This window comes from Streptomyces sp. NPDC002566 (genome assembly GCF_042889585.1).
Taxonomy (GTDB): domain Bacteria; phylum Actinomycetota; class Actinomycetes; order Streptomycetales; family Streptomycetaceae; genus Streptomyces.
Genome location: NZ_JBIARD010000001.1, coordinates 1,184,637 through 1,203,080, shown reverse-complemented (window position 1 = coordinate 1,203,080; position 18,444 = coordinate 1,184,637). Strand labels below are relative to the sequence as shown.

The following is an 18,444-nucleotide window of genomic DNA, read 5'->3' as shown; positions in this document are numbered from 1 at the left end:
GGGGGCGGGCGGGGGGGGGGGGGGGCCGCTGGGGGGGGGGGGGGGGGCGCGGGGGGGGGGGGGGGGCGCCGGGCCCCCCCCCCCCCCCACGACGGGTGGCCGAACTGGAGGAGAAGATCGCAGCCCTGACACGGCTGCGCGACATCCTCGTCCATCGGATGCCCTGGTTGGCGACACCCGGTGACACGCCGCAGAAAGGGGCCGCCTGAACCGGCATCTCACTGCGGCTGACCTTGCCTCAGGAACGGTCTGCCGGCCGTCGTCACGGCCGGCTGGAGGAAGGCGTCCCGGGCGCCGGCGGCGACGGGGCCTGGGTCGCCGAGCGCGGCACCGCCGCACCCGGCCCCCGCGGCGCCGCCGCCCCGAGCGGGCCGGTCAGATGTCGATGACCCGGTACGCGATGGTGTAGACGCCGCCGGATCCTTCGAGCGAGCGGTACTGGACCTCGGCGCCCGCCTCGCTGCCGGTGGCGAGCGTGGAGCCCATCTTGTCGTCGGGGCTCGAGACGTCGTAGTCCCACAGCGTCATGGTGCGGGCCTGCTGCTTGCCGAGGACGAGGGCCGCGTTGCCGTTCCCGTCCGTCATCGACCGCACGTAGCCCGGGCCCATCGTCTGGTACTTGAGGCTGCCGGGCCACACCTTCACGGCGTTGCCGTTGGCGTCGGTGACCTTCAGGTAGGCCTCGTCGTGATCGCCCTCGCTCTGCTGGTGGCAGGTCAGCTCCAGCAGCTCGATGCGGACGTAGTCGATCGGCTCGGCCTGGGCAGCGCCGGCGAACCCGGCGACGCCGGTGAGCGAGAGCAGGGCGGCCGTGGCCACTCGAGCGATTCCACGCATGATGTCGGTTCCCCCTTGAATGGTGTCGCCCCGCGTCGTGCTGCGGGGCCGTGCCGTCCCCCGGCACGCGAACCACCATGCCCGCCCGCCCGGCCCCGCATCTACGCGCGTTCCACTGAGCGGGACACGCCCGGGCGGCCCTCCACCGGGCCGCCCGGCCGTCGCCGTGCGGGCCCGTCACCGGACCGCCCGCACCCCGTTCCCGCCCCCGGGGCCGATGCCGGCGCCGGTGCCGGTGAGCGCGCGGGTGATGCCGGCGGCCGCCTCGGCGACCCGGCCCGCCACCACGTCCAGCCGCTGGCCCGCCTCCACCATCGCGGCCACCGCCCCCACCACGGCCCCCGCCGGGGACCGCACCGGCAGGGCGGCGCAGCACACCCCCGCCACCACCTCCTCCCGGTCCAGCACCGCGCCCGCGCGCACCGGGCCGCGCAGCGCCCTGCCCAACGCGGTGTCCAGCGCGAACGCGTCGCCGTCCCGCACCGGGACGAGCGGCTCCACGCGGCCCGGAACCGAGCACACCGTCAGGGGCCGGTCCTCGCGCAGCACGGCCAGGACGACGCTGCCCCCGGTCGCCGCCCGCAGGCGGTGCAGCGGCAGGCGGCCCGCCGCACGCAGCCCCGGGTGCGGCTGCCACGCCTGGCCGAGCCGGTAGAGCTGGGCGCCCAGCCGGTAGCGCAGACCGCGGCGCTCGACGGCCTCCATGGCCACCAGTTGCTCCAGCAGCCGGTGCGCGGTGCTCTTGGGCACGCCGCACGCGACCGCGAGCTCGGTCACCCCCGCTTCGTCACCGTGCTGCCGCAGGGCCTCCAGTAGTGCGAAGGCCCCCTCCAGCACCCCTCGTCCCCGGTTCTTCGTGCCCGCTTGTACGGCTGCGTCCATGACATCCCCCCGGATGGCGTGGCCCGGCCGCGTCCCCCGAACAGCCGCGGCCCCGGCGCTTGGTGTTCCGCGGCCATGTTCCCCGGACGGCCGTGCCGGGCGAAACCGTTCCGCCATGTTGCCCCGCATCCGTGCCGGCGGGTCACCAGCCGGACCCCGCCCGGGGGGGGCGCGTCACCGCCCCGCGCCACCGGCCCCGGTGCCACCCGGGCGTCCGCCGTCACCGCACGTCCTTGTGCCGGCGCCCGGTGCACAGCCCGCCGCCGACCACCACGGCGTCGTACGGCGTCACGCTCGTCACGGACCGGACCGGACCGGGGCCGGGCGGGCCTCGGCCGTGGGTCCGTCCTTGGGCAGGGCCTCGGCGACGGCTTCGGCGGCCCTCGCGGACGATCCGTTCGTGGGGCACCTGCCGCGTCCAGCCTGGCTGCTCTTCCGGCGACCGGCGAACACCACGGTCGGGGACGCCGAAGGGCTCTCGTCGGTCGCCGACCGGCCCCCTGGCAGGGCCGACCGGCCCATGGTCCGGGGCGCGCGGAGCGAACAAGCTTGAGGTGCCGGCACCCGAGTGCGTATGGGAGGCACGTCATGACCGGTTCCCTCACCACCACCATGCTGCGGACCCTGCCCGCCGAGGACCGAGAACGGCTGATGCGGATCCCTCGTGAGGTGTCGTTCCCCCAGGGAGCCCGGCTCTTCGAGGAAGGCGGCCGCGCCGACCGCTTCTGGATCATCCGTACGGGCACCATCGAGCTCGACATGCGTGTGCCGGGCCGGCGAGCCGCCGTGATCGAGTCCCTGGGGCATGACGAACTCGTCGGCTGCTCCTGGCTGTTCGCCCCGCACTGCTGGCACATGGGCGCCGAGGCCGTGACGCCGGTGCGGGCGTACGAGTTCGATGCCGCCGCGGTCCGTTCGATGTGCGCGGACGACCCGGCGCTGGGGCGGACGGTCGCCATATGGGTGGGTGACGTGCTCGCCCACCGGCTGCGCTCCGCGCGGACCCGCCTGCTGGACCTGTACGCACCGCACGGCAGCGGCAGCCTACGGTGACACCTCTCCCCCGCCCCGCCGGCCGGCAGCGGGTGACGGGGCCCGGCGGTCCCCGTCTTCCGGGGCCGGGCGGCCCTGAGGCCGGGACGTGTGCGCGCGTCAGCCTGGAGCCGCGGAGACGATCACAGGGAGGGAGCACATGACCGTCCGGGACACCGACATCCGCCAGACCCCCACCACCGTGCGCGTCCGGCACACCGGCGACGTGGACGACCAGGCGCTCGCCCACGTCCGCACCAAGGTCGACGCGGTCCTCGGCCGGCCGCCTGCCCCTCGTCAGCGGCGAGGTGAGGATCAGGAAGGCCGCGGCGCACCACGCCGGGCCCCCGTGGACGGCAGGGGCCGAGATACGGGTGGGCCGCGACCTCGTGGTCGTTCACGCCGAGGAGGCCACCGCCCACGAACTCGCGGACCGGCTTCAGGACCGGCTGCGCGGCCAGGTGGAGCGGGTCGTGCACCGCTGGGCGGCACGCAGGTCGGCCACACCGCCGCCCTGGCGCGGCGGCCCGGTGGACGGACGGCAGCAGTAGGGCCCGGAGCCGAGCGCGGGAGGGGGGATTGCCCTCCCCGGCCCGTGCCACGGCCCGGAGAGAGAAGGAGAGCGGCGTGAAGACCCGCAGTGTCGGCGAAGTGATGACCCGTGAGGTCGTCCAGGCCCGACGGCAGACGACGTTCAAGGAGCTCGTGCGGCTGCTGAACCGGCACCGGATCGGCGGACTGCCCGTCGTCGACGCGGACGACAAGGTGGTCGGGGTGATCTCGGCGACCGACCTCGTCCGCGGGCAGGCGGAGCGCGCGGACCGTGCGGACCGCGCGGTCCCGCGGGTCCGGCTGCCGGGCCTGCGTCGTCCAGTTCGCGTCCTGGAGGGCGGGGCACCGGGGCTCGTCGCGGCGGAGCTGATGTCCTCACCGGCGGTCACGGTGCATCCGGAGCAACTGGTCCCGGAAGCAGCCCGAATGATGGAGCGTCACCACATAGAGCGGCTTCCCGTGGTGGACGAGGAGGACCGCCTCATCGGCATCGCCACTCGCCGCGACCTCCTGCGTGTCTTCCTGCGCACGGACGAGGAGATCCGCCGGCAGGTGACGGACGAGGTCGTGGCCGGCGCCCTCGGCCTGTCCTGCGAGGCGGTGACCGTGTTCGTCCGGGACGGTGTGGTCACGCTGAAGGGACGCCTGGAACGCCGGAGCGACATACCGCCGGCCATCCGATCGGCCTGGCGGGTCGAAGGGGCCGTCGGAGTGGTCAACGGCCTGACCTTCGACGTCGACGACTGCCGTCGGGCCGAGCCGCACCCCGTCGGCCGACCCGTTCATGGACCCCTCGCGTGAGGTCCCGCCCCGAGGGCGTGGTGCCGCTCCCGTGAGGATCACGCGCACCGCGCGGGGCCGTCCGGGCCACCTGCGGGGCCGGGCGACCCCTCCCGCCCGGCGCGACGCGGTACAACGATGAGAAGGAGGCCGACGGGCTGGACCGAGCGTGCGAGGTCCACATCCGAAGCAATGGAGGTGCGCGCCCATGCCACGACCGGTCGTCGCCGGAGTCGACGGTTCCGCCGAGAGCCTTGCCGCCGCCGCATGGGCAGCCCGCGAGGCGGTGGGTCGCGGGCTGCCGCTGCGTCTCGTGCACGCCTTGAACTGGAGCCCGCCCGGCACCCACTCCGACGCGGGCGAAGCCGCACGCCGACGTGCCGCGCAGCGCCTCCTGCACGAGGCCCGGGGGCACGTCGCGCGCACCTGCCCCGGAGCCCTCGTCACCGACGCGCAGGTGGACGGTCCCGCGAGCACCGCCCTGCTGCACGCCGCTGACCGGGCCGAGCTGCTGGTGCTCGGTTCCCGCGGCCTGAGCGGCATGACCGGCTTCCTCGTCGGCTCGGTCGCCCAGACGGTGGTGGCGCGGGCGGGCCGCCCCGTGGTCCTCGTCCGCGCGGGTGCCGGACCGGAGGACGAGCCCCTGCCGGACCACGAGGGCAATACGTCGACGCGTACGCCGTGCCGGGAGGTCGTCCTCGGTCTCGATCTCGGCGATCCGTGCGACGAGGTGATCGGGTTCGCCTTCGAGGCGGCGCGGGTGCGTGCGGCGACCTTGCACACCGTGTCCGCATGGACCGAATCCTCGCCCTTCACGCTCGGTTCGGGTGAGATCGGCCTCCTGGACGCCCCCCGGCTCGACGAGGAGTGGCGCGGATTCCTCATGGCCGTGCTCCAGCCCTGGCGGGAGAAGTTCCCCGCTGTCGAGGTCTCGGAGACGGTCACGGAAGGGAAGGCGGCCACCCGCCTGGTGCACGCCTCCTCCGGTGCGAGCCTGCTCGTCGTCGGCCGCCGGACCAGCGACGCGGCGTTCGGCTTCCGCACCGGCCCCATCGTCCACACGGTGATCGCCCGGGCGAACTGCCCCGTCGCCGTCGTGGCCCACGACTGAAGCACCCGCGGGACCGTTCTCACTGCTCAGGGCGCGGTTTGGCCTTGGTGGCGTGGCGGGCGGCCTTGTAGGTCTCGGGCAGGAAGCGGTGTTCGACGGCGGTGCGCTTGGTGGCGGCGTCGCCGCCGACGATCTCGGCGCGGCCTTCCATCATGGCGACGAAGCCCTGGCGGGCGACTTCCTTGCGGCTGTTTTTCTTCGCTCCGGTGCCGAAGGCGGTGTTGTTCATGCCGGCGCGGGCGTGGAAGTCGCTGTCGGTGGCTCCGGGCATGAGGGTGGTGACGGTGACGCCGTGTTCCTTGAGTTCCTCGCGCAGGCCGAGGGCGAACATGCGGGTGAAGGCGCGGGAGGGTCCGTACACCGTCTCGTAGGGCGTGGGCAGAGTGGCGGACAGTGACGAGGTGATGAGGATCCTGCCCGCGTGGTGGGCGGCCATGTGCCGGGCGACGTGCTTGGCGAGGTGGACGACAGAGGTGACGTTCAGGGAGATCAGGGAGAGTTCGTCGTCCAGGTCGGTGTCGAGGAAGGCTCCGCCGATGCTGCGTCCGGCGTTGAGCACCGCGGCGGCCAGGGGGCGGCCGGTCTCCTCCACGGCCTTCCACACCGTCTCGACTCCCTCGGCGTCGGCGAGGTCGGCGCGGACGGGGACGACGTGGGCGCCGTCGCGGGTGAACTGCTCGGCGGCCTCGTCGATCTGCTCGCTGCGGCCGGTGGCGACGAGGTCGTAGCCGTTGGCGGCGCACAGGCGGGCGATCTCGTAGCCGATGCCGTTGGACGCCCCGGTGACCAGGGCCAGGGGGCGGGTGGAGGGGGTGCTCACAGGCTGCTCCTGTCGTCGGAGTCGGAGGGGGTGCGGTCGGTGTCGTCGGGCTGGAGACGGTCAGGCGCGGGGGTGTTCCAGTCGGCGAGCAGGCGCCAGGCTTCCTGGGAGGTGCGGTCGGGGGCGGGCATGTAGAGGAAGAGGGTCTGATCGTCCTCGCCGGGCGGGGTGAGGGCCTGGTAGTCGATGGTGAGTTCGCCGACCAGGGGGTGGTTGAAGCGTTTCTGGCCGTGGGTGCGGGTGAGGACCTTGTGGTCGTCCCACCAGCGGCTGAAGTGCTCGCTCTTCATCGTCAGTTCGCCGACCAGTTCGGCGGTGCGGGCGTCGTCCGGGTGCCGGCCGGCGTCCAGGCGCAGGATCGCGGTCATCTCCGCCGCGAGCCGCTCCCAGTCCGCGTACAGCTCGCGGGCCTCGGGCGACAGGACGATCCAGCGGGTGAGGTTGCGCTCCCGGTAGGGCATGGCGTCGAAGTCGGCGATCAGGACCCGGCACAGGTGGTTGGTGGCCAGGACGTCGCCGCGTCTGCCGAGGATGAAGGCGGCGTGGTCGTGGAAGGAGTCCAGGAACCGCAGCAGCCCGGGACGGACCCGCTGCACGCTGGGCGGGCTGCGCCGGGCGGGTCGGCCGGGCCGGGCCTTGACCAGGTCGTGCAGGTGCGCCCGCTCGGCGTCGTCCAGGCGCAGGGCGTCTGCGACGGCGTCCAGAACGCTGTCGGACGGGGTGATGTTCCGGCCCTGTTCGAGGCGCGTGTAGTAGTCGGTGCTCACCCCGGCGAGCTGGGCGACTTCCTCCCGGCGCAGCCCGGGCACGCGGCGGTAGGCGCCGCGCTCCGGGAGGCCGACCGACTCGGGGTCGATGCGGTCCCGGCAGCGGCGCAGGAACTGGGAGAGGTCCACGTTGCCGGCCATGACTCCATCCTGCTGCCCCGGCGCTGCGTCGCGGTCGCGGTGGGTGGGTCGCTGCGTCCTAGGAAACGGCGTCCTGGGACCAGGCGGCCCTGGAACCGGCGGCCGGCAGCCGGGCCGGCGGTGATGTCGTGGATGAGGCACCCGGCCTACGGGGGCAGCACGGGCCCCCCTGTGGCAGGAGGTCGAGCCGCTCGGCGTCAAGGTGCTGCTGGCCGAACCCGGCCCGTTCCGCACCGACTGGGCCGGCCGTTCCGCGAGCGAGACCCTGCCCGAGCAGGAGATCGCCGACTACGCGGCCACGGCGGGCGCCGCACGGGCCTTTTTCCGTGAGAACACCGGCGGCGAACCCGGCGACCCGGCTCGCGCCGCCGACGCCGTCTACACCGCGGTCACCGCCGGCGACCCGCCCCGCCGGCTCCTGCTCGGCGGCCCCGCCTACGACATGGCAATGGAGAAACTCGACGAGCTGCGGGCCGAGTTCACCGCATGGGAGGACCTCACCCGCAGCGCGGACTTCCCGGCCCACCGGTAGCCCTGCTTGTGCGAGCGGGCGCGGTGAAAGGCGGTGTGGGGTCAGTCGGTGTCGAGGCCGTCGATCAGGCGGTTGAGGAACCGGGTGAAGGTGGCTTCCGGGGTGAGGGGGCGCCCGGGGGCGGAGAGGGCTTCGGCGAGTTCCGGGTGGTGGCCGTCCGCGGCGACAGTGGCGAGGTAGCGGGCTTCGGCCGCGGACCGGTCGGGGGACTCCGCGGCCGCGGCCTGCGCGATCTCGTGGGCGACATGCCCGGCCACGAAAGCGGTGAGTTGGGCGAAGACCTCCAGCTTCGCCGCACCGTCCAGTCCGGTGGGCCGCAGGGCGGCGAGCGCGTGTTCCAGGAAGGCCAGCGTGTTGGGTCCGGGGATGCGTCGAGTGGACAGGGCGGCGGGCAGCCAGGGGTGTCGCAGCATGTGCGTGCGCTGCAGGTGGGCGATGGCCTTCAGGTCGGCGCGCCAGTCGCCGGTGGGAGTGTCCGTGGCCGGCAGTTCACCGCTGACGTGATCGACCATCAGGTTCAGCAGCGTCTCCTTGTCGGGGGCGTAGCTGTAGAGCGACATGACGCCGGCTCCGACCTGTGCGGCGACTTTCCGCATGGTCACCGCTTCGAGCCCCTCGGCGTCCGCCAGGGCGACGGCCGCCGCGGTGATCGCCTCCCGGCTGTAGGCGGGCTTGCGGCCTCTGCGCGGCTGGTCGGAGGTCAGCCAGAGCTGTTGAGGGTCGACGCCCGGGGCGGCGGCCCCTCCGTCACGGGGCATGGCCATGCTCCTTCCTTGATCGACGGCTCTTGCGGGCCTCAGTCAAGCATCCTCTATTCTCGTACATCGTACGTAAATCGAGGAGGGAACGTTGACGTCACGCACGCACGGTTCTGCGTCGAGGCCGACCTGGGCACCGCCTTCCGGTAAGCCGCCGCTGACCTCACGGATGATGAGGGCGATCTGGCGCGGCCTCCCGGCCGGACAGCACGATGTCGGGTGGGAGCCGGGGCTGCCGGTGCCGGCCGCCGACGGCAGCCCGCTGATCACGGACCACTACTTCCCGCGCGCCGAGGGCGACTTCCCCACCCTGCTGGTGCGCTCGCCGTACGGAAGGGGCCTGCCGTGGTCCCCCATGTACGGCCTGCTCTTCGCCGAACAGGGCTTTCACGTCGTACTGCAGAGCTGCCGCGGCACCGGCGGTTCCTCAGGTGCGTTCGACCTGTGGCGCAACGAGGCCGCCGACGGCCGGGCCACGGTGAACTGGCTGCGCGAGCAGGCCTGGTTCAACGGCACACTGGGCACCGTCGGCCCCAGTTATCTGGGCTACGTGCAATGGGCCCTCGCCGCGGACCCGCCGCCGGAACTGAAGGCAATGGTGGTGCAGGTGGGCCTGCACGATCCCCACGCCCTGTTCCACGCGCACGGTGCGCCAAGCCTGGAGACCGCACTCGCCGTCGCCGTGGGCATGACCTACCAGCACCAGGGCGTGGCACCGTTCCTGAGGGCGATGCTGCGCCTGCAACGACGCATAGGTGATGTCACCGTCGCGCAGCCGCTGCGCGGGGCGTACGCGTCGGCCCTCGGAGGCGAAGTCCCTTGGCTGGACGACGTGATGACACACCCGGACGCCGAGGACGCCCACTGGCGCGGCGCGTCCCTGGCGCAGGTGGCGGAGCGGCTCAGCGTGCCCACGAGTCTGATCACCGGATGGCACGACGTGCTGGTCGACCAGACCTTCGAGCAGTACGACCGGCTGCGTCAGGCCGGATGCGAGACCGCCCTGCTGGTCGGCCCCTGGACCCACACCTCCGCGCTGCAACAGGGATGGCCCGAGGTGTTCGCCGAGAGTCTCGCCTGGCTGCGCGCGCACCTGTACGCCGATCCCTCCGGCCTCCGTCCCACACGGGTGCGCGTGCACGTAGGCGGCGAAGACGGCTGGCGGGACATCGACGACTGGCCGCCGGCCATGGCCGTCAGCCCGTGGTTTCCCACCGCGCGGGGGCGCCTCACCCGGCAGGCCCCCACGGAGTCCGCACCACTGACGTCGTTCCGCTACGACCCGGGCGACCCCACCCCGTCCCTCGGCGGCCCACTGCTCTCCCGTACGGCCGGTCCGCGCGACAACAGCAGCCTGGAGGCTCGGGACGACGTTCTGACGTTCACCGGCCCCCCGCTGACCGAGCCCGTGGACGTTCTCGGCCCGGTCTCCGCGCGGTTGAGCATCGCGACGGACACCGGTCATGCCGACGTCTTCACCCGCCTGTGCGACGTGGACCCGCAAGGCCGCTCCGTCAACGTCTGTGACGGGCTGGGCCGGCTGCGGACGGACGGGGAGGAGCCGTCGGCGATCACCGTGCCGATGAGCTCGACCGCCCACAGATTCGCCGTCGGCCACCGCATACGCTGGCAGATCAGCGGAGGCGCCCATCCGCGCTACGCCCGCAATCCCGGCAACGGGGAGTCGCCGCTGGACGCCACCACCTTCGTACCGGTGCACATCACGCTCCACAGCGACTCGGCGCTGATGCTTCCGATGCCCGGGCTCAGCCCCACGGCGAACGGCTGACCAGCCGGACCCGGCGGCGTTGAGTACTGGATGGTGCCGTTCAGGACGTGGGTGACGGCGCATAGTGGTCGGCAAGCCGGGTGGCGAGGTCGCGGAGGTGTGCCCTGGCTTCGGCGGGGCCGTGCACAGTGATGGCGCTCCCGAACGGCAGCAGTGCTCGCACGTCCTCCAGATGCAGGAAGCGGATGGTCACCTTGTGGCCGGCGGCGGATTCCTCACGGTCGTCCCGGACGAGTCGTCGGCCGAAGATCCGGTGGGCTCGCTCGATCTGGGTCCGGTCGACGGTGGCGCTGACCTCTATCGCGTGGTCGTGTTCCCACTGATCGACGAGCGCTGCGGCTACGGTGGCCAGGGTCTGGCTCTCGCGGATCCGTCGTGGCTGGTCGACTTCCTTCCACGCCGTGATCCGTTCGAGTCGGTACATCCGTGGCACTCGGGCACAGTCGGCGACGAGGTACCAGATGCCGGCCTTGGCGAACAGCCCGTAGGGATCCACGACCAGGTCGCGTGGGCATGACTCGCGCGGGCTGTCGTACGCGATCCGCAGCCGGCGACCTCGCCGCACCGCGCCGATCAGCGAAGCCGGAGTCGTGTCGGAAGCCAGTGCCTCATGCCAGGGGCGGCTGTCCACGTGCACCACGTCGGTGAGCGGCAGGAGCTCATGGACTCGACGCGGCTGTGCAGCGGCGATCTTGGAGAGCGCGCGCCGGCTTTCGACCGATGCGTCGAGCTCCGCGCGTTGCTTCTCGTCCAGCCCGGTGAGCGACAGATGATCACGCTCGCCCGGTGTGAGTCGCATGAGGTCGAGTCCGGATCCGGGCAGCATGGTCACGCCTCCGAGGCGGCCCCGGTGTGCGGTCACCGGCAGACCTGCGTCGCGGAGCCAGTTCAGATCCCGGGTGACGGTTCGAAGGGACACCCCGAGCGCTGAGGCGAGCTCCTGTGTGGTCACGGCGTCCCGCGATCTGAGGAGCAGCATCAGGGCGAAGAAGCGGTCTGGGGTCACACACCGATTTTTTCAACGAATTGCGACACGATGCGGCGCATATCCCGGTCAGGCTGGCGGACGCGCACCTCCGACCTGCGAGAAGGAACAGCCATGACCACATCCGTCGTGTCCATCGTCTACGTGAACGACGCTCCCGCCGCAGCTCGTTTCTACGGCGACCTCCTCGGCATGAGCCCCTCGTTCGAGACTTCGGGATACATCACCTTCGACCTCGGGCCGGGCGCTGACCTCGGTCTGTGGTCCGGCCAGTTCGAGAATCTGTCACCGGACGTCCCGCGCACCGGTGAGGTGTGCCTGGCCATGGACGGTGGACCCGACGAGATCACCGCGACCTTTGAGCAGTGGAAGTCCAAGGGGGTCACGATCCTGGGCGAGCCTCATGATGCGGGGTTCGGGCTGACCTTCCTCGCAGCCGATCCTGACGGGAACCGCATCCGCGTCGCACCGCGGGGCTGAAAGGCCGTGAATGCGGCAGGCGCGCACGGTAGGGGTCGCGCCTGCCGTCGTCTGACTTCGAGAGGATGACGAGTGCCCCCTGCGAACGCAGTTCGCGCAGGGTGGGGGTCAGCGCAGGCCGGCGAAGAGGTCGTTCTCGGGTACGGCCGCGCCGGTGGCGTCCTGGACGCGTACGAAGGTCTCCACGCCCATCAACTCGCCGAACCTCTCCTTGCCCATCTTGAGGAAGAAGATGTTCTCGCTCTGACTTGCGTGCGCGGCCAGCGCGTCGAACTTCTGGCCGCTGAACGCGGTGGTGTCCACCCACGTGGTGATCTCGTCGTCGGGAAGGCCGATCTCGGCCATCGCGGCGGCGTCGGCGGGATCCGGCTCCGGCATGTCGGGCTGGAACTCGCGCATGATCTCCCCGAACCGCTGCATTCCCGAGCGGGGCGCCGTCGTCCAGTACACCTTGGGTGTCAGCTCGGTCATCTCCAGCGCCGCCATCGTGATGCGGTGGGCCTGGATGTGGTCGGGGTGGCCGTAGAAACCGTTCTCGTCGTAGGTGACGACCACATCGGGCTGGTAGTGCCGCATGAGTTCCGCGAGTCGGGCGGCGCCCTCCTCCACGGGAGTCCGCCAGAAGGATCCGGGGGCGTCGTTGCTCGGCCAGCCCATCATCCCGGAGTCGGCGTAGTCCAGGGTCTCCAGATCGCTGATCTTCAGGACCTCACAGCTCGCCTCGAGTTCCTGACGCCTCATCAATGCGACGGCCTCCGGATCATGTCCGGGATCGCCCGGCTTGACACCCCCCGGTCCGTCACCGCAAGCGCCGTCGGTACACGTCACGAGAACCGTCCGGATGCCCTCCGCCGCATACCGCGCCAGGACCCCTCCCGTTCCGGTGGCCTCGTCGTCGGGGTGGGCGTGCACTGCCATGAGCGTCAAAGGCCGGTCAGTCATGAAGCAGTCCTCCTGCAGGAATACGTCTCGGTGCGAGGGCGGGCGTTCCGCGGTCCAAGGGTGCGGATCCTTCCATGGGCACACGGCCGTGTGTTCTCCGTATGGCCCGCCCATACGACGCCGGTCCCCCGCTCCCTACAACCGTGCGGACCTGGCCGACTGTTCCCGACACCGGGGTGGAATCGAGCACCGGCGCGGGTACTCCTGATGATCACCCATGTGTGCGGTCTCTAGGCCGTCTCGAGCAGCAGCGCGGTGAGCTCGGCGGGCATGGTGATCATGCAGTCGTGGCCGGTCGGCAGCTCGCGTACTCGTTCGCCTGCCGGTACGGGACGCCGGGTGATGCCCGCCGGCCGGCCCTCGAGGCAGTGGATGTGTGTGCGCGGGATCGTGCGCGCGGCCGGGTCGTCCAGCAGGACCGGCTCCCGCAGGCACCTTCGTCAGCCCGCCGGCCACGGCGCTACGCACTTGTCGACGACCGTCTCCTCGCCGGCCGCCGAGCCGTCCAAGCACAGCCGGCTGCCTTGGTCGCGCAGGTCGAGGGCGAAGCGCGTGGTGGTACCGGACTGCTTGAGGTCGTGGATGCGCTCGTCGACGTAGCCGAGGTCGTTCAGGATCGCCCTGACCTTGCCGGGGGTGGGATCCGACAGATTCCGCAGCGCCTGGGTGATGCGCTCCTCGTGGAGGTTGCCCGCGCACCAGTCGCGGGCGTTCAACTCCACCTCCGGCCCAGCCGCGGGGGCGATCGGTTCGACGGCGTCGTTCGGCGGTGTCTCCCCGGACGGCAACGTCTCCGCCGGACCGCTCGGCGGCGCCTCCGGCGAAGCGCTCGGGGGGCACTGCCGGGCGACCTCACTCAGCATCTCCGTGAAGGACGTGCCGGGCCGGGCGCCGGCGGTGTCAGCGGGGCTGCTCTGCGGTCCGCCGACGGAAGCCTTCTCGGTGCCGCAGGCAGTGAGCGTCAGTGCGGCGAGAGCTGACATCACGAGCATGGGCCTTGCGCGGCGCGGGGAACGGGTGGCCGTGGTGGTCGGGGCGGGGGTTCGTCTCATGCGCCAAGTCTTCGAGCCGGCCGTCGCCGCGACTTGAGTACGAATACTCAACCCGGCAGGGGCACTTGCTCAACCGCGAGGAGACTTGACCGGACTTCAGCGGGCGGGGTGCCCGGTGCTGTCGGCTGTTCGGCCGCCGGGTCGTGGGCGGCGGACGACGGCTCACCATCCGTAAGTTACCGGCCAGTTGGCCGGATGGGCTCGTATGTCGTACTGTTTCGCTGCGCCGGGGGGGCGAGCCGCCTTCCGGGCTGCGTGAATGGAACCGGGGGCGGGTCGATTCCGCCCGGCTGTGAACATAGGGGAGAATGTGGCTTTTCTTGCACCTCGGGTGAAGAAGGCGCTGATGACCGCGGCGGGGGCCGCGGTGCTGGTGATCGGAGCGCAGGGACAGGCGTCCGCGTCCTCCGACATCTTCGTCAGCTACGGCGCGGGCAGCGAGGGCTTCTGGACCGCCGACCCGTACCGCGACCTGACCGGTGACACCGTCATGGCCTGCGACAGCAACGCGGACGGCTGGGGGGTCCAGGCCGAGCTCGACATCAACCCCCTGCCCGGCAGCTTCAGCGCGGACCGCATCGCCAGCACGCGCGGCCACGCCTCCCCGTACTGCGACAAGCAGTCGGGGGACCTCAAGGAAGACACCCCCGTGTCCCTCCGGGTCTGCCTGGTGAAGGGCGCCGAGAAGAAGTGCACGCTGCCGAAGTACGGCAGCGCCTGACCTTCCCGCACGGGCACGGGACCGGTGCCGTGGGATGCCGGTCCCGGCCCGCGTGGGGAGTCACTCGTTCCGTGACCTGACGGAACGCCACGGTCAGTTGCCCGCAAGCGAAAGACGTCAGATCTTTCCGATGCCGAGCGTGGTCTCGCGGGGCAGCATTCCCGAGCCGAGGACCTCCAGCCACAGCGGGCCGAGGAGGTCGGCGAGCCGCGCGGTGTCCTCAGCGCCGAGTGCGCGCCAGGGGGCGGCGGCCAGTTCGTCGGTGCGGCGCTCGACCTCGGCGCGCAGGGCGCGGCCCGCGTCGGTCGCGCCGCCGTCGGCGTCCAACAGCCCCCGCACCACCAGCCGTTCACGGGCGGCCGCCCACTCGTGCGCGCTCCAGCCTCGGCTCGCGAAGACCTCGACCGGCGCCGCGCCGATCGCGGCGAAGGACACCAGCGCCTCCACCGGGTCGAGCCCCGCGGTCAGCAGAGCGGCGAGATGGCCGTCCCCTCGGTGCTCCCGCAGGATCGTCGCGGCCTGCCACAGCACGAGGTGGGGCTCCCGGGACCAGGGCAGCTCGGCGTTCGCGGCGGCGAGCGGGCGGCCCTCGGTGTGTGCCACCTCGGCCGCCCGGCGGGCGAGCGCGGCCGCCTCGGCGAGATCAGGAGTGTCCGTCCGGTCACCGAGGAGCGCACGGTACGCCCGGTCCACGCCGCGCGTCCGGGCCGCGAGCACCTTGTCCGGTGCGGCGACGTCCCAGGCCGCGGGGATGTGCTCGGCGACCATGCGCGGGCTGAAACTGTAGAAGGCCGAGGTCACTTGACCGGCTCCGGGCGCCCCTAGCGGCGCCGCCCGCAGGGCGAAGTAGCTCGGCCAGCGCTCAGTGGTGTCGTAACCGAGCGCCGCCACTTCTTCGATGACCTCGGGGGCGTAATAGAGGACCGCGTGCAGAGGCTCCAGGAGGTGCCACATCTGCCGTACGCGTCCGTCGTCGTTGCTCATGTGGCGATCCCTCTTCCCGCGGCTCCGCACATCTTGTCACCGACTAGATTCCCTTCGGCGACCGAACTTGTCAACGTCTAGATTGCGCGTAACCTGCTGGGCATGACCGCTGAACGCGCCTACCATCACGGCGACCTGCGACGGGCCGTGCTCACCGCGGCCCTCGACGTCATCTCCGCCGAAGGGCCGGGGGCCCTGTCCCTGCGCGACCTGGCACGCCGCGCGGGCGTTTCCCACGCCGCGCCCGCACACCACTTCAAGGACCGCGCCGGCCTGCTCACCGCCATCGCGGCCGAGGGCTACGGCCTCCTGTCCGCCGAGCTCGGCGAGGCGGAGGACCTGCGCGGTCTGGGCGTGCGGTACGTGCACTTCGCCACCGCCCATCCGGCGCACTTCCAGGTCATGTTCCGTCCGGAACTCCTGCGCGCGGACGACCCCGAGCTCCTCGCGGCGCGCGAGCGGACGCGCAGCCGGCTCCGTGCGGCGGTGGAGGGCTACGCCGACGACCCGGCCATCGGTTTCATGGCCGCCTGGTCGATGGCCCACGGTTTCGCGACACTGCTGCTCTCCCGCAACCTGGACGGCCCCCTGGACGGGCGGGACCCGGAGGAGGCCTTCCGGGAGCTGACGTACGAGATGTTCGGGAGTACCGGGAACCCCCCGCCGCGTTGAACCGGCCGGCCGGGGCTGTTCTCGATCATCAGGCCGCAGGGAGCGGCATGCCGGCTTCTGCCGGTTCCGGCGAGGCCGGGGCGGGCGGTCCGGGCTCCGGCAGTTCCTGTTCCGTCCAGATGCACTTGCCGTCGTGGAGGTAGCGGGCGCCCCAGCGCCGGGAGAGGGCGGCCACCAGCTGCAGGCCGCGTCCGCCTTCGTCGGTGAACGCCGCGCGCCGGATGCGGGGCGTGGTGAGGCTGCCGTCGTACACCTCGCAGACCAGGGAACTGCTGCGCAGCAGACGCAGGCGGATGGGTCCCTTGCCGTGTCTGATGACGTTGCCGACCAGTTCGCTGACGATCAGCTCGGTGGTCATCAGGCAGTCGTCCAGCCCCCAGAGGGCGAGCTGTTTGCGGGCGTACTCGCGGGCCTGTCCGGCGGCGGAGGGATGTTCCGGAAGGTTCCAGGACGCGATGTCCTCGGGGGCGGTCGAGCGGGTGTGGGCGATGAGCAGCGCCGTGTCGTCGCTGGTCTGCTCCGTGTCGGGCAGCAGGCCCGAGATGACGAGGTCGCACAGGCGTTCCAGACGCCGCTCCGCCGGGTCGTCGCGGTGCCCGGCCGGTCCGGCGAGGTCGTCCCCGAAGTACGTCGTTCGCGTCACCGCGTGCGCAAGGGTCCGCTGGAGTTGGGCCAAGCCCTGGTCGATGTCGCGCGTGGGCGATTCGACCAGTCCGTCGGTGTAGAAGACCAGCAGGCTCTCCTCGGGCAGGTGCAGTTCGTGGAGCTTGAACGGGGGCACGGCCGCGCCCAGTGGCGGGTCGGCCGCGAGTTCGGGGCAGCGCACCGCGCCGTCGGGGGCGACGACGACCGGCGGGGGGTGGCCGGCCAGGGAGAACGAGCAGGTACGGGCGACCGGGTCGAAGACGGCGTACAGGCAGGTGATGTAGCAGTCCTCGCCGAGGTCGCTCGTCAACTCGTTGAGGTGGTAGAGGAGTTCGTCGGGGGGCATCTCCAGGTCGGCGAGAGTGCGTACCGCGGTGCGGAGACGGCCCATGATGGCGGCCTCGGTGATGCCGTGTCCCATGACGTCGCCGATCACCATGGCGACGCGCTCGGCGGACAGCGGGATCACGTCGTACCAGTCGCCGCCCACCTTCTCGCCCTTGCCGGCGGGCAGATACCGGGCCGCGGCGCGGACGGCGGGCAGGCGGGGCAACGCCCTGGGCAGCAGGCCGCGTTGGAGTTCCTGCGCGCGGGCGTGTTCCACGTCGTACAGGCGGGCCCGCTCCAGGGCCTGGGCGAGCAGTCCGCTCAGGGCCAGGATCAGGTTCCGCTCCTCGTCGCCGAAGGAACGCTGCTGCGTGAACGAGATGACGCAGCATCCGATGGGACGCCCCGAGGCGATCAGGGGCGCGAAGACCCATGCGTGCTTCGGCGACGCGTCCGTGAGGAACTTGGCCTCCGGGTAGAGCCGGAGGTACTCGGCCTGGGATTCGACGAAGCGAGGTGTGCCGGTGCGGAGCACGGCGGCGACCGCGGGGCTGGCGGACAGAGGGGAGAGCCGTGTGCCGACCACGTCGATGAAGCTCTGGGGGTAGCCGACGCAGCCGATCAGGCGCAGCCGGTCCTCGTCGAGGGCCTGCACGAGGAGCCCGTCGGCGCCCAGGGCGGGCAGGACGCGCTCCTCCACGACCCGCACCACGTCCGCGGCGGTGACGGCCTTGGCCAGCGCGGCGGTGACCTCGCTCATCCGGACGGGACGCTCGGCCGGGCCTCTCCCGGCGGCCTCGGCGGCCGGACTCCCGAAGGCGTCCACCGTGGGGGTCGTGACGTCGGACAGGTGGATCGCCAGGCCGCCGCCCCCGGACGCGGGGACCAGCCGCACCTGGTGGAGACGCTGATCGGCCGGCGAGTGGGCGAGGAAACCGACCGGCTGCCCCTCGGCGACCGCCCGCCGGCACGGTCCCTCCAGTCCGGGCAGACGGCCCGCCGGCCCCTTCCACAGGACGGTGCCGGCCAGCGGCGCGCATCCGTCGCCGAGCAGTCGTTCGGCTTCTTCGTCGGCGAAGACGATCCGCCAGTCGTCGTCGACCGTCAGCAGACCCTCGGGCATGCCATCGGGCATGCCCAGGACGGGGAACGGCTCCAGGCGGGCGGCGACCCAGGTCGCGAGGGTCCGCAGGAGGGAGCGCTGCGTCGGGTCCGGTCCCGCGGGCCCCGCCGTGAGGACGGAAAGCGCCCCGACCGGCCCGTCGGGTCCGGACAGCGGCACCGCGGCCGTGCCGTAGGCCCCGGCTATCGCGCTGTCCCCGGCGGTCCAGACGTACGCGTCGCCGCGCACCGCACGCGCGGGTGCGGCCCGATCGTCCAGCCGCAGCTCCGCCCACGCCTCGACGCTCGGAGCATCGAGCCCGCTGACGGCCACCAGCCGCAGCCCGTCGGCAACGCGACGGTGCGCCAGCGCGCCCAGCCCGTCCACGCACGCCGTCGCCTGCCGCAGGGCCAGGCTCAGCGTCCGCGACCTGGACAGCTCCTCGTTGGCGGGCATCTCGCCTCCTGCCGGTCGCGGATCCGGGCTGCCCTGCCGCTGCCCTGCCGAGCTGCTGTGCACGGATCACGCGATTT

General features: G+C 72.2%; 18 protein-coding genes and 2 pseudogenes. 9 read left to right on the top strand and 11 right to left on the bottom strand.

From position 1 onward, the window contains the following. Positions 1-375: 375 nt before the first annotated feature. Positions 376-837 (bottom strand): hypothetical protein, encoded by a 462-nt coding sequence (locus ACFYXA_RS05195; RefSeq protein ID WP_351098447.1) that lies wholly within the window; start codon positions 835-837, stop codon positions 376-378. 177 nt (positions 838-1,014) lie between these two features. Then, positions 1,015-1,719, bottom strand: a complete 705-nt coding sequence (locus tag ACFYXA_RS05190) for a helix-turn-helix domain-containing protein (RefSeq protein ID WP_389028265.1) — start codon at positions 1,717-1,719, stop codon at positions 1,015-1,017. A gap of 588 nt (positions 1,720-2,307) precedes the next feature. Here ACFYXA_RS05190 and ACFYXA_RS05185 point away from each other — a divergent pair. From ACFYXA_RS05185 to ACFYXA_RS05170, 4 genes and pseudogenes are all read left to right on the top strand, one after another. After that, positions 2,308-2,772, top strand: a complete 465-nt coding sequence (locus ACFYXA_RS05185) for a cyclic nucleotide-binding domain-containing protein (RefSeq protein WP_352247557.1) — start codon at positions 2,308-2,310, stop codon at positions 2,770-2,772. A gap of 139 nt (positions 2,773-2,911) precedes the next feature. After that, positions 2,912-3,302: pseudogene (locus ACFYXA_RS05180) on the top strand (hypothetical protein). 76 nt (positions 3,303-3,378) lie between these two features. Beyond that, the gene (locus ACFYXA_RS05175; RefSeq protein WP_389028263.1) at positions 3,379-4,104 is read left to right on the top strand and encodes a CBS domain-containing protein; all 726 of its coding nucleotides are present in this window, start codon (positions 3,379-3,381) and stop codon (positions 4,102-4,104) included. 187 nt (positions 4,105-4,291) lie between these two features. Next, positions 4,292-5,194 (top strand): universal stress protein, encoded by a 903-nt coding sequence (locus ACFYXA_RS05170; protein ID WP_389028261.1) that lies wholly within the window; start codon positions 4,292-4,294, stop codon positions 5,192-5,194. 19 nt (positions 5,195-5,213) lie between these two features. Here ACFYXA_RS05170 and ACFYXA_RS05165 read toward each other — a convergent pair whose 3' ends face one another. Further along, positions 5,214-6,014: an SDR family NAD(P)-dependent oxidoreductase gene (locus ACFYXA_RS05165; protein WP_389028259.1), complete on the bottom strand. Its 801-nt coding sequence runs from the start codon at positions 6,012-6,014 to the stop codon at positions 5,214-5,216. Further along, positions 6,011-6,922 carry a helix-turn-helix transcriptional regulator gene (locus ACFYXA_RS05160; RefSeq protein ID WP_389028257.1) on the bottom strand — a complete coding sequence of 304 codons (912 nt, stop codon included), beginning with the start codon at positions 6,920-6,922 and terminating at the stop codon, positions 6,011-6,013. Before ACFYXA_RS05160 ends, ACFYXA_RS05165 begins: the two co-directional genes overlap by 4 nt. A 202-nt stretch (positions 6,923-7,124) precedes the next feature. Between ACFYXA_RS05160 and ACFYXA_RS05155 the strand changes: the two genes are divergently transcribed. Further along, on the top strand, positions 7,125-7,454 hold the full coding sequence (locus tag ACFYXA_RS05155; protein WP_389028255.1) for a hypothetical protein: 330 nt from the start codon (positions 7,125-7,127) through the stop codon (positions 7,452-7,454). Positions 7,455-7,495: 41 nt separating this feature from the next. On the opposite strand, the gene ACFYXA_RS05150 is transcribed toward ACFYXA_RS05155, so the two are convergent. Further along, the gene (locus ACFYXA_RS05150) at positions 7,496-8,212 is read right to left on the bottom strand and encodes a TetR/AcrR family transcriptional regulator C-terminal domain-containing protein (protein WP_389029073.1); all 717 of its coding nucleotides are present in this window, start codon (positions 8,210-8,212) and stop codon (positions 7,496-7,498) included. 172 nt (positions 8,213-8,384) lie between these two features. Here ACFYXA_RS05150 and ACFYXA_RS05145 point away from each other — a divergent pair, with 172 nt between their 5' ends. Then, complete coding sequence (locus ACFYXA_RS05145) at positions 8,385-10,001, top strand: CocE/NonD family hydrolase (RefSeq protein WP_389028253.1); 1,617 nt, start codon at positions 8,385-8,387, stop codon at positions 9,999-10,001. A gap of 40 nt (positions 10,002-10,041) precedes the next feature. On the opposite strand, the gene ACFYXA_RS05140 is transcribed toward ACFYXA_RS05145, so the two are convergent. Next, the gene (locus ACFYXA_RS05140) at positions 10,042-11,007 is read right to left on the bottom strand and encodes a helix-turn-helix transcriptional regulator (protein ID WP_389028251.1); all 966 of its coding nucleotides are present in this window, start codon (positions 11,005-11,007) and stop codon (positions 10,042-10,044) included. A gap of 93 nt (positions 11,008-11,100) precedes the next feature. On the opposite strand from ACFYXA_RS05140, the gene ACFYXA_RS05135 reads away from it, so the two are divergent. After that, positions 11,101-11,466, top strand: coding sequence for a VOC family protein (locus ACFYXA_RS05135; RefSeq protein ID WP_389028249.1), 366 nt, complete (start codon positions 11,101-11,103; stop codon positions 11,464-11,466). 108 nt (positions 11,467-11,574) lie between these two features. Here ACFYXA_RS05135 and ACFYXA_RS05130 read toward each other — a convergent pair whose 3' ends face one another. The 3 genes and pseudogenes from ACFYXA_RS05130 to ACFYXA_RS05120 form a co-directional block, all read right to left on the bottom strand. Next, on the bottom strand, positions 11,575-12,408 hold the full coding sequence (locus ACFYXA_RS05130) for a PIG-L family deacetylase (RefSeq protein WP_352247568.1): 834 nt from the start codon (positions 12,406-12,408) through the stop codon (positions 11,575-11,577). Between the two features lie 230 nt (positions 12,409-12,638). Next, positions 12,639-12,845 (bottom strand): annotated as a pseudogene (locus tag ACFYXA_RS05125) (alpha/beta hydrolase); the annotation flags it as partial. Positions 12,846-12,848: 3 nt separating this feature from the next. After that, on the bottom strand, positions 12,849-13,460 hold the full coding sequence (locus tag ACFYXA_RS05120) for a hypothetical protein (RefSeq protein WP_389028247.1): 612 nt from the start codon (positions 13,458-13,460) through the stop codon (positions 12,849-12,851). Positions 13,461-13,806: 346 nt separating this feature from the next. On the opposite strand from ACFYXA_RS05120, the gene ACFYXA_RS05115 reads away from it, so the two are divergent. Beyond that, a complete protein-coding gene (locus ACFYXA_RS05115; protein WP_352247571.1) occupies positions 13,807-14,181 on the top strand; it encodes a hypothetical protein in 375 nt (124 codons plus the stop codon). A 117-nt stretch (positions 14,182-14,298) separates the two neighbouring features. Here the strand turns inward: ACFYXA_RS05115 and ACFYXA_RS05110 are convergent, their stop codons facing one another. Beyond that, positions 14,299-15,165 (bottom strand): hypothetical protein, encoded by an 867-nt coding sequence (locus ACFYXA_RS05110; protein WP_389028245.1) that lies wholly within the window; start codon positions 15,163-15,165, stop codon positions 14,299-14,301. A 102-nt stretch (positions 15,166-15,267) separates the two neighbouring features. Here ACFYXA_RS05110 and ACFYXA_RS05105 point away from each other — a divergent pair, with 102 nt between their 5' ends. Then, a complete protein-coding gene (locus tag ACFYXA_RS05105) occupies positions 15,268-15,837 on the top strand; it encodes a TetR/AcrR family transcriptional regulator (protein ID WP_389028243.1) in 570 nt (189 codons plus the stop codon). Between the two features lie 28 nt (positions 15,838-15,865). Here the strand turns inward: ACFYXA_RS05105 and ACFYXA_RS05100 are convergent, their stop codons facing one another. After that, positions 15,866-18,367: a SpoIIE family protein phosphatase gene (locus tag ACFYXA_RS05100; protein WP_389028241.1), complete on the bottom strand. Its 2,502-nt coding sequence runs from the start codon at positions 18,365-18,367 to the stop codon at positions 15,866-15,868. Between the last annotated feature and the right edge of the window lie 77 nt (positions 18,368-18,444).

Excerpts from the sequence above, each read along its gene's own strand:
- ACFYXA_RS05195 (WP_351098447.1), bottom strand. The coding sequence starts at position 837 with ATGCGTGGAATCGCTCGAGTGGCCACGGCCGCCCTGCTCTCGCTCACC.
- ACFYXA_RS05190 (WP_389028265.1), bottom strand. The coding sequence starts at position 1,719 with ATGGACGCAGCCGTACAAGCGGGCACGAAGAACCGGGGACGAGGGGTG.
- ACFYXA_RS05185 (WP_352247557.1), top strand. The coding sequence starts at position 2,308 with ATGACCGGTTCCCTCACCACCACCATGCTGCGGACCCTGCCCGCCGAG.
- ACFYXA_RS05170 (WP_389028261.1), top strand. The coding sequence starts at position 4,292 with ATGCCACGACCGGTCGTCGCCGGAGTCGACGGTTCCGCCGAGAGCCTT.
- ACFYXA_RS05160 (WP_389028257.1), bottom strand. The coding sequence starts at position 6,922 with ATGGCCGGCAACGTGGACCTCTCCCAGTTCCTGCGCCGCTGCCGGGAC.
- ACFYXA_RS05150 (WP_389029073.1), bottom strand. The coding sequence starts at position 8,212 with ATGCCCCGTGACGGAGGGGCCGCCGCCCCGGGCGTCGACCCTCAACAG.
- ACFYXA_RS05145 (WP_389028253.1), top strand. The coding sequence starts at position 8,385 with ATGAGGGCGATCTGGCGCGGCCTCCCGGCCGGACAGCACGATGTCGGG.
- ACFYXA_RS05135 (WP_389028249.1), top strand. The coding sequence starts at position 11,101 with ATGACCACATCCGTCGTGTCCATCGTCTACGTGAACGACGCTCCCGCC.
- ACFYXA_RS05130 (WP_352247568.1), bottom strand. The coding sequence starts at position 12,408 with ATGACTGACCGGCCTTTGACGCTCATGGCAGTGCACGCCCACCCCGAC.
- ACFYXA_RS05120 (WP_389028247.1), bottom strand. The coding sequence starts at position 13,460 with ATGAGACGAACCCCCGCCCCGACCACCACGGCCACCCGTTCCCCGCGC.
- ACFYXA_RS05115 (WP_352247571.1), top strand. The coding sequence starts at position 13,807 with ATGACCGCGGCGGGGGCCGCGGTGCTGGTGATCGGAGCGCAGGGACAG.
- ACFYXA_RS05110 (WP_389028245.1), bottom strand. The coding sequence starts at position 15,165 with ATGAGCAACGACGACGGACGCGTACGGCAGATGTGGCACCTCCTGGAG.
- ACFYXA_RS05105 (WP_389028243.1), top strand. The coding sequence starts at position 15,268 with ATGACCGCTGAACGCGCCTACCATCACGGCGACCTGCGACGGGCCGTG.
- ACFYXA_RS05100 (WP_389028241.1), bottom strand. The coding sequence starts at position 18,367 with ATGCCCGCCAACGAGGAGCTGTCCAGGTCGCGGACGCTGAGCCTGGCC.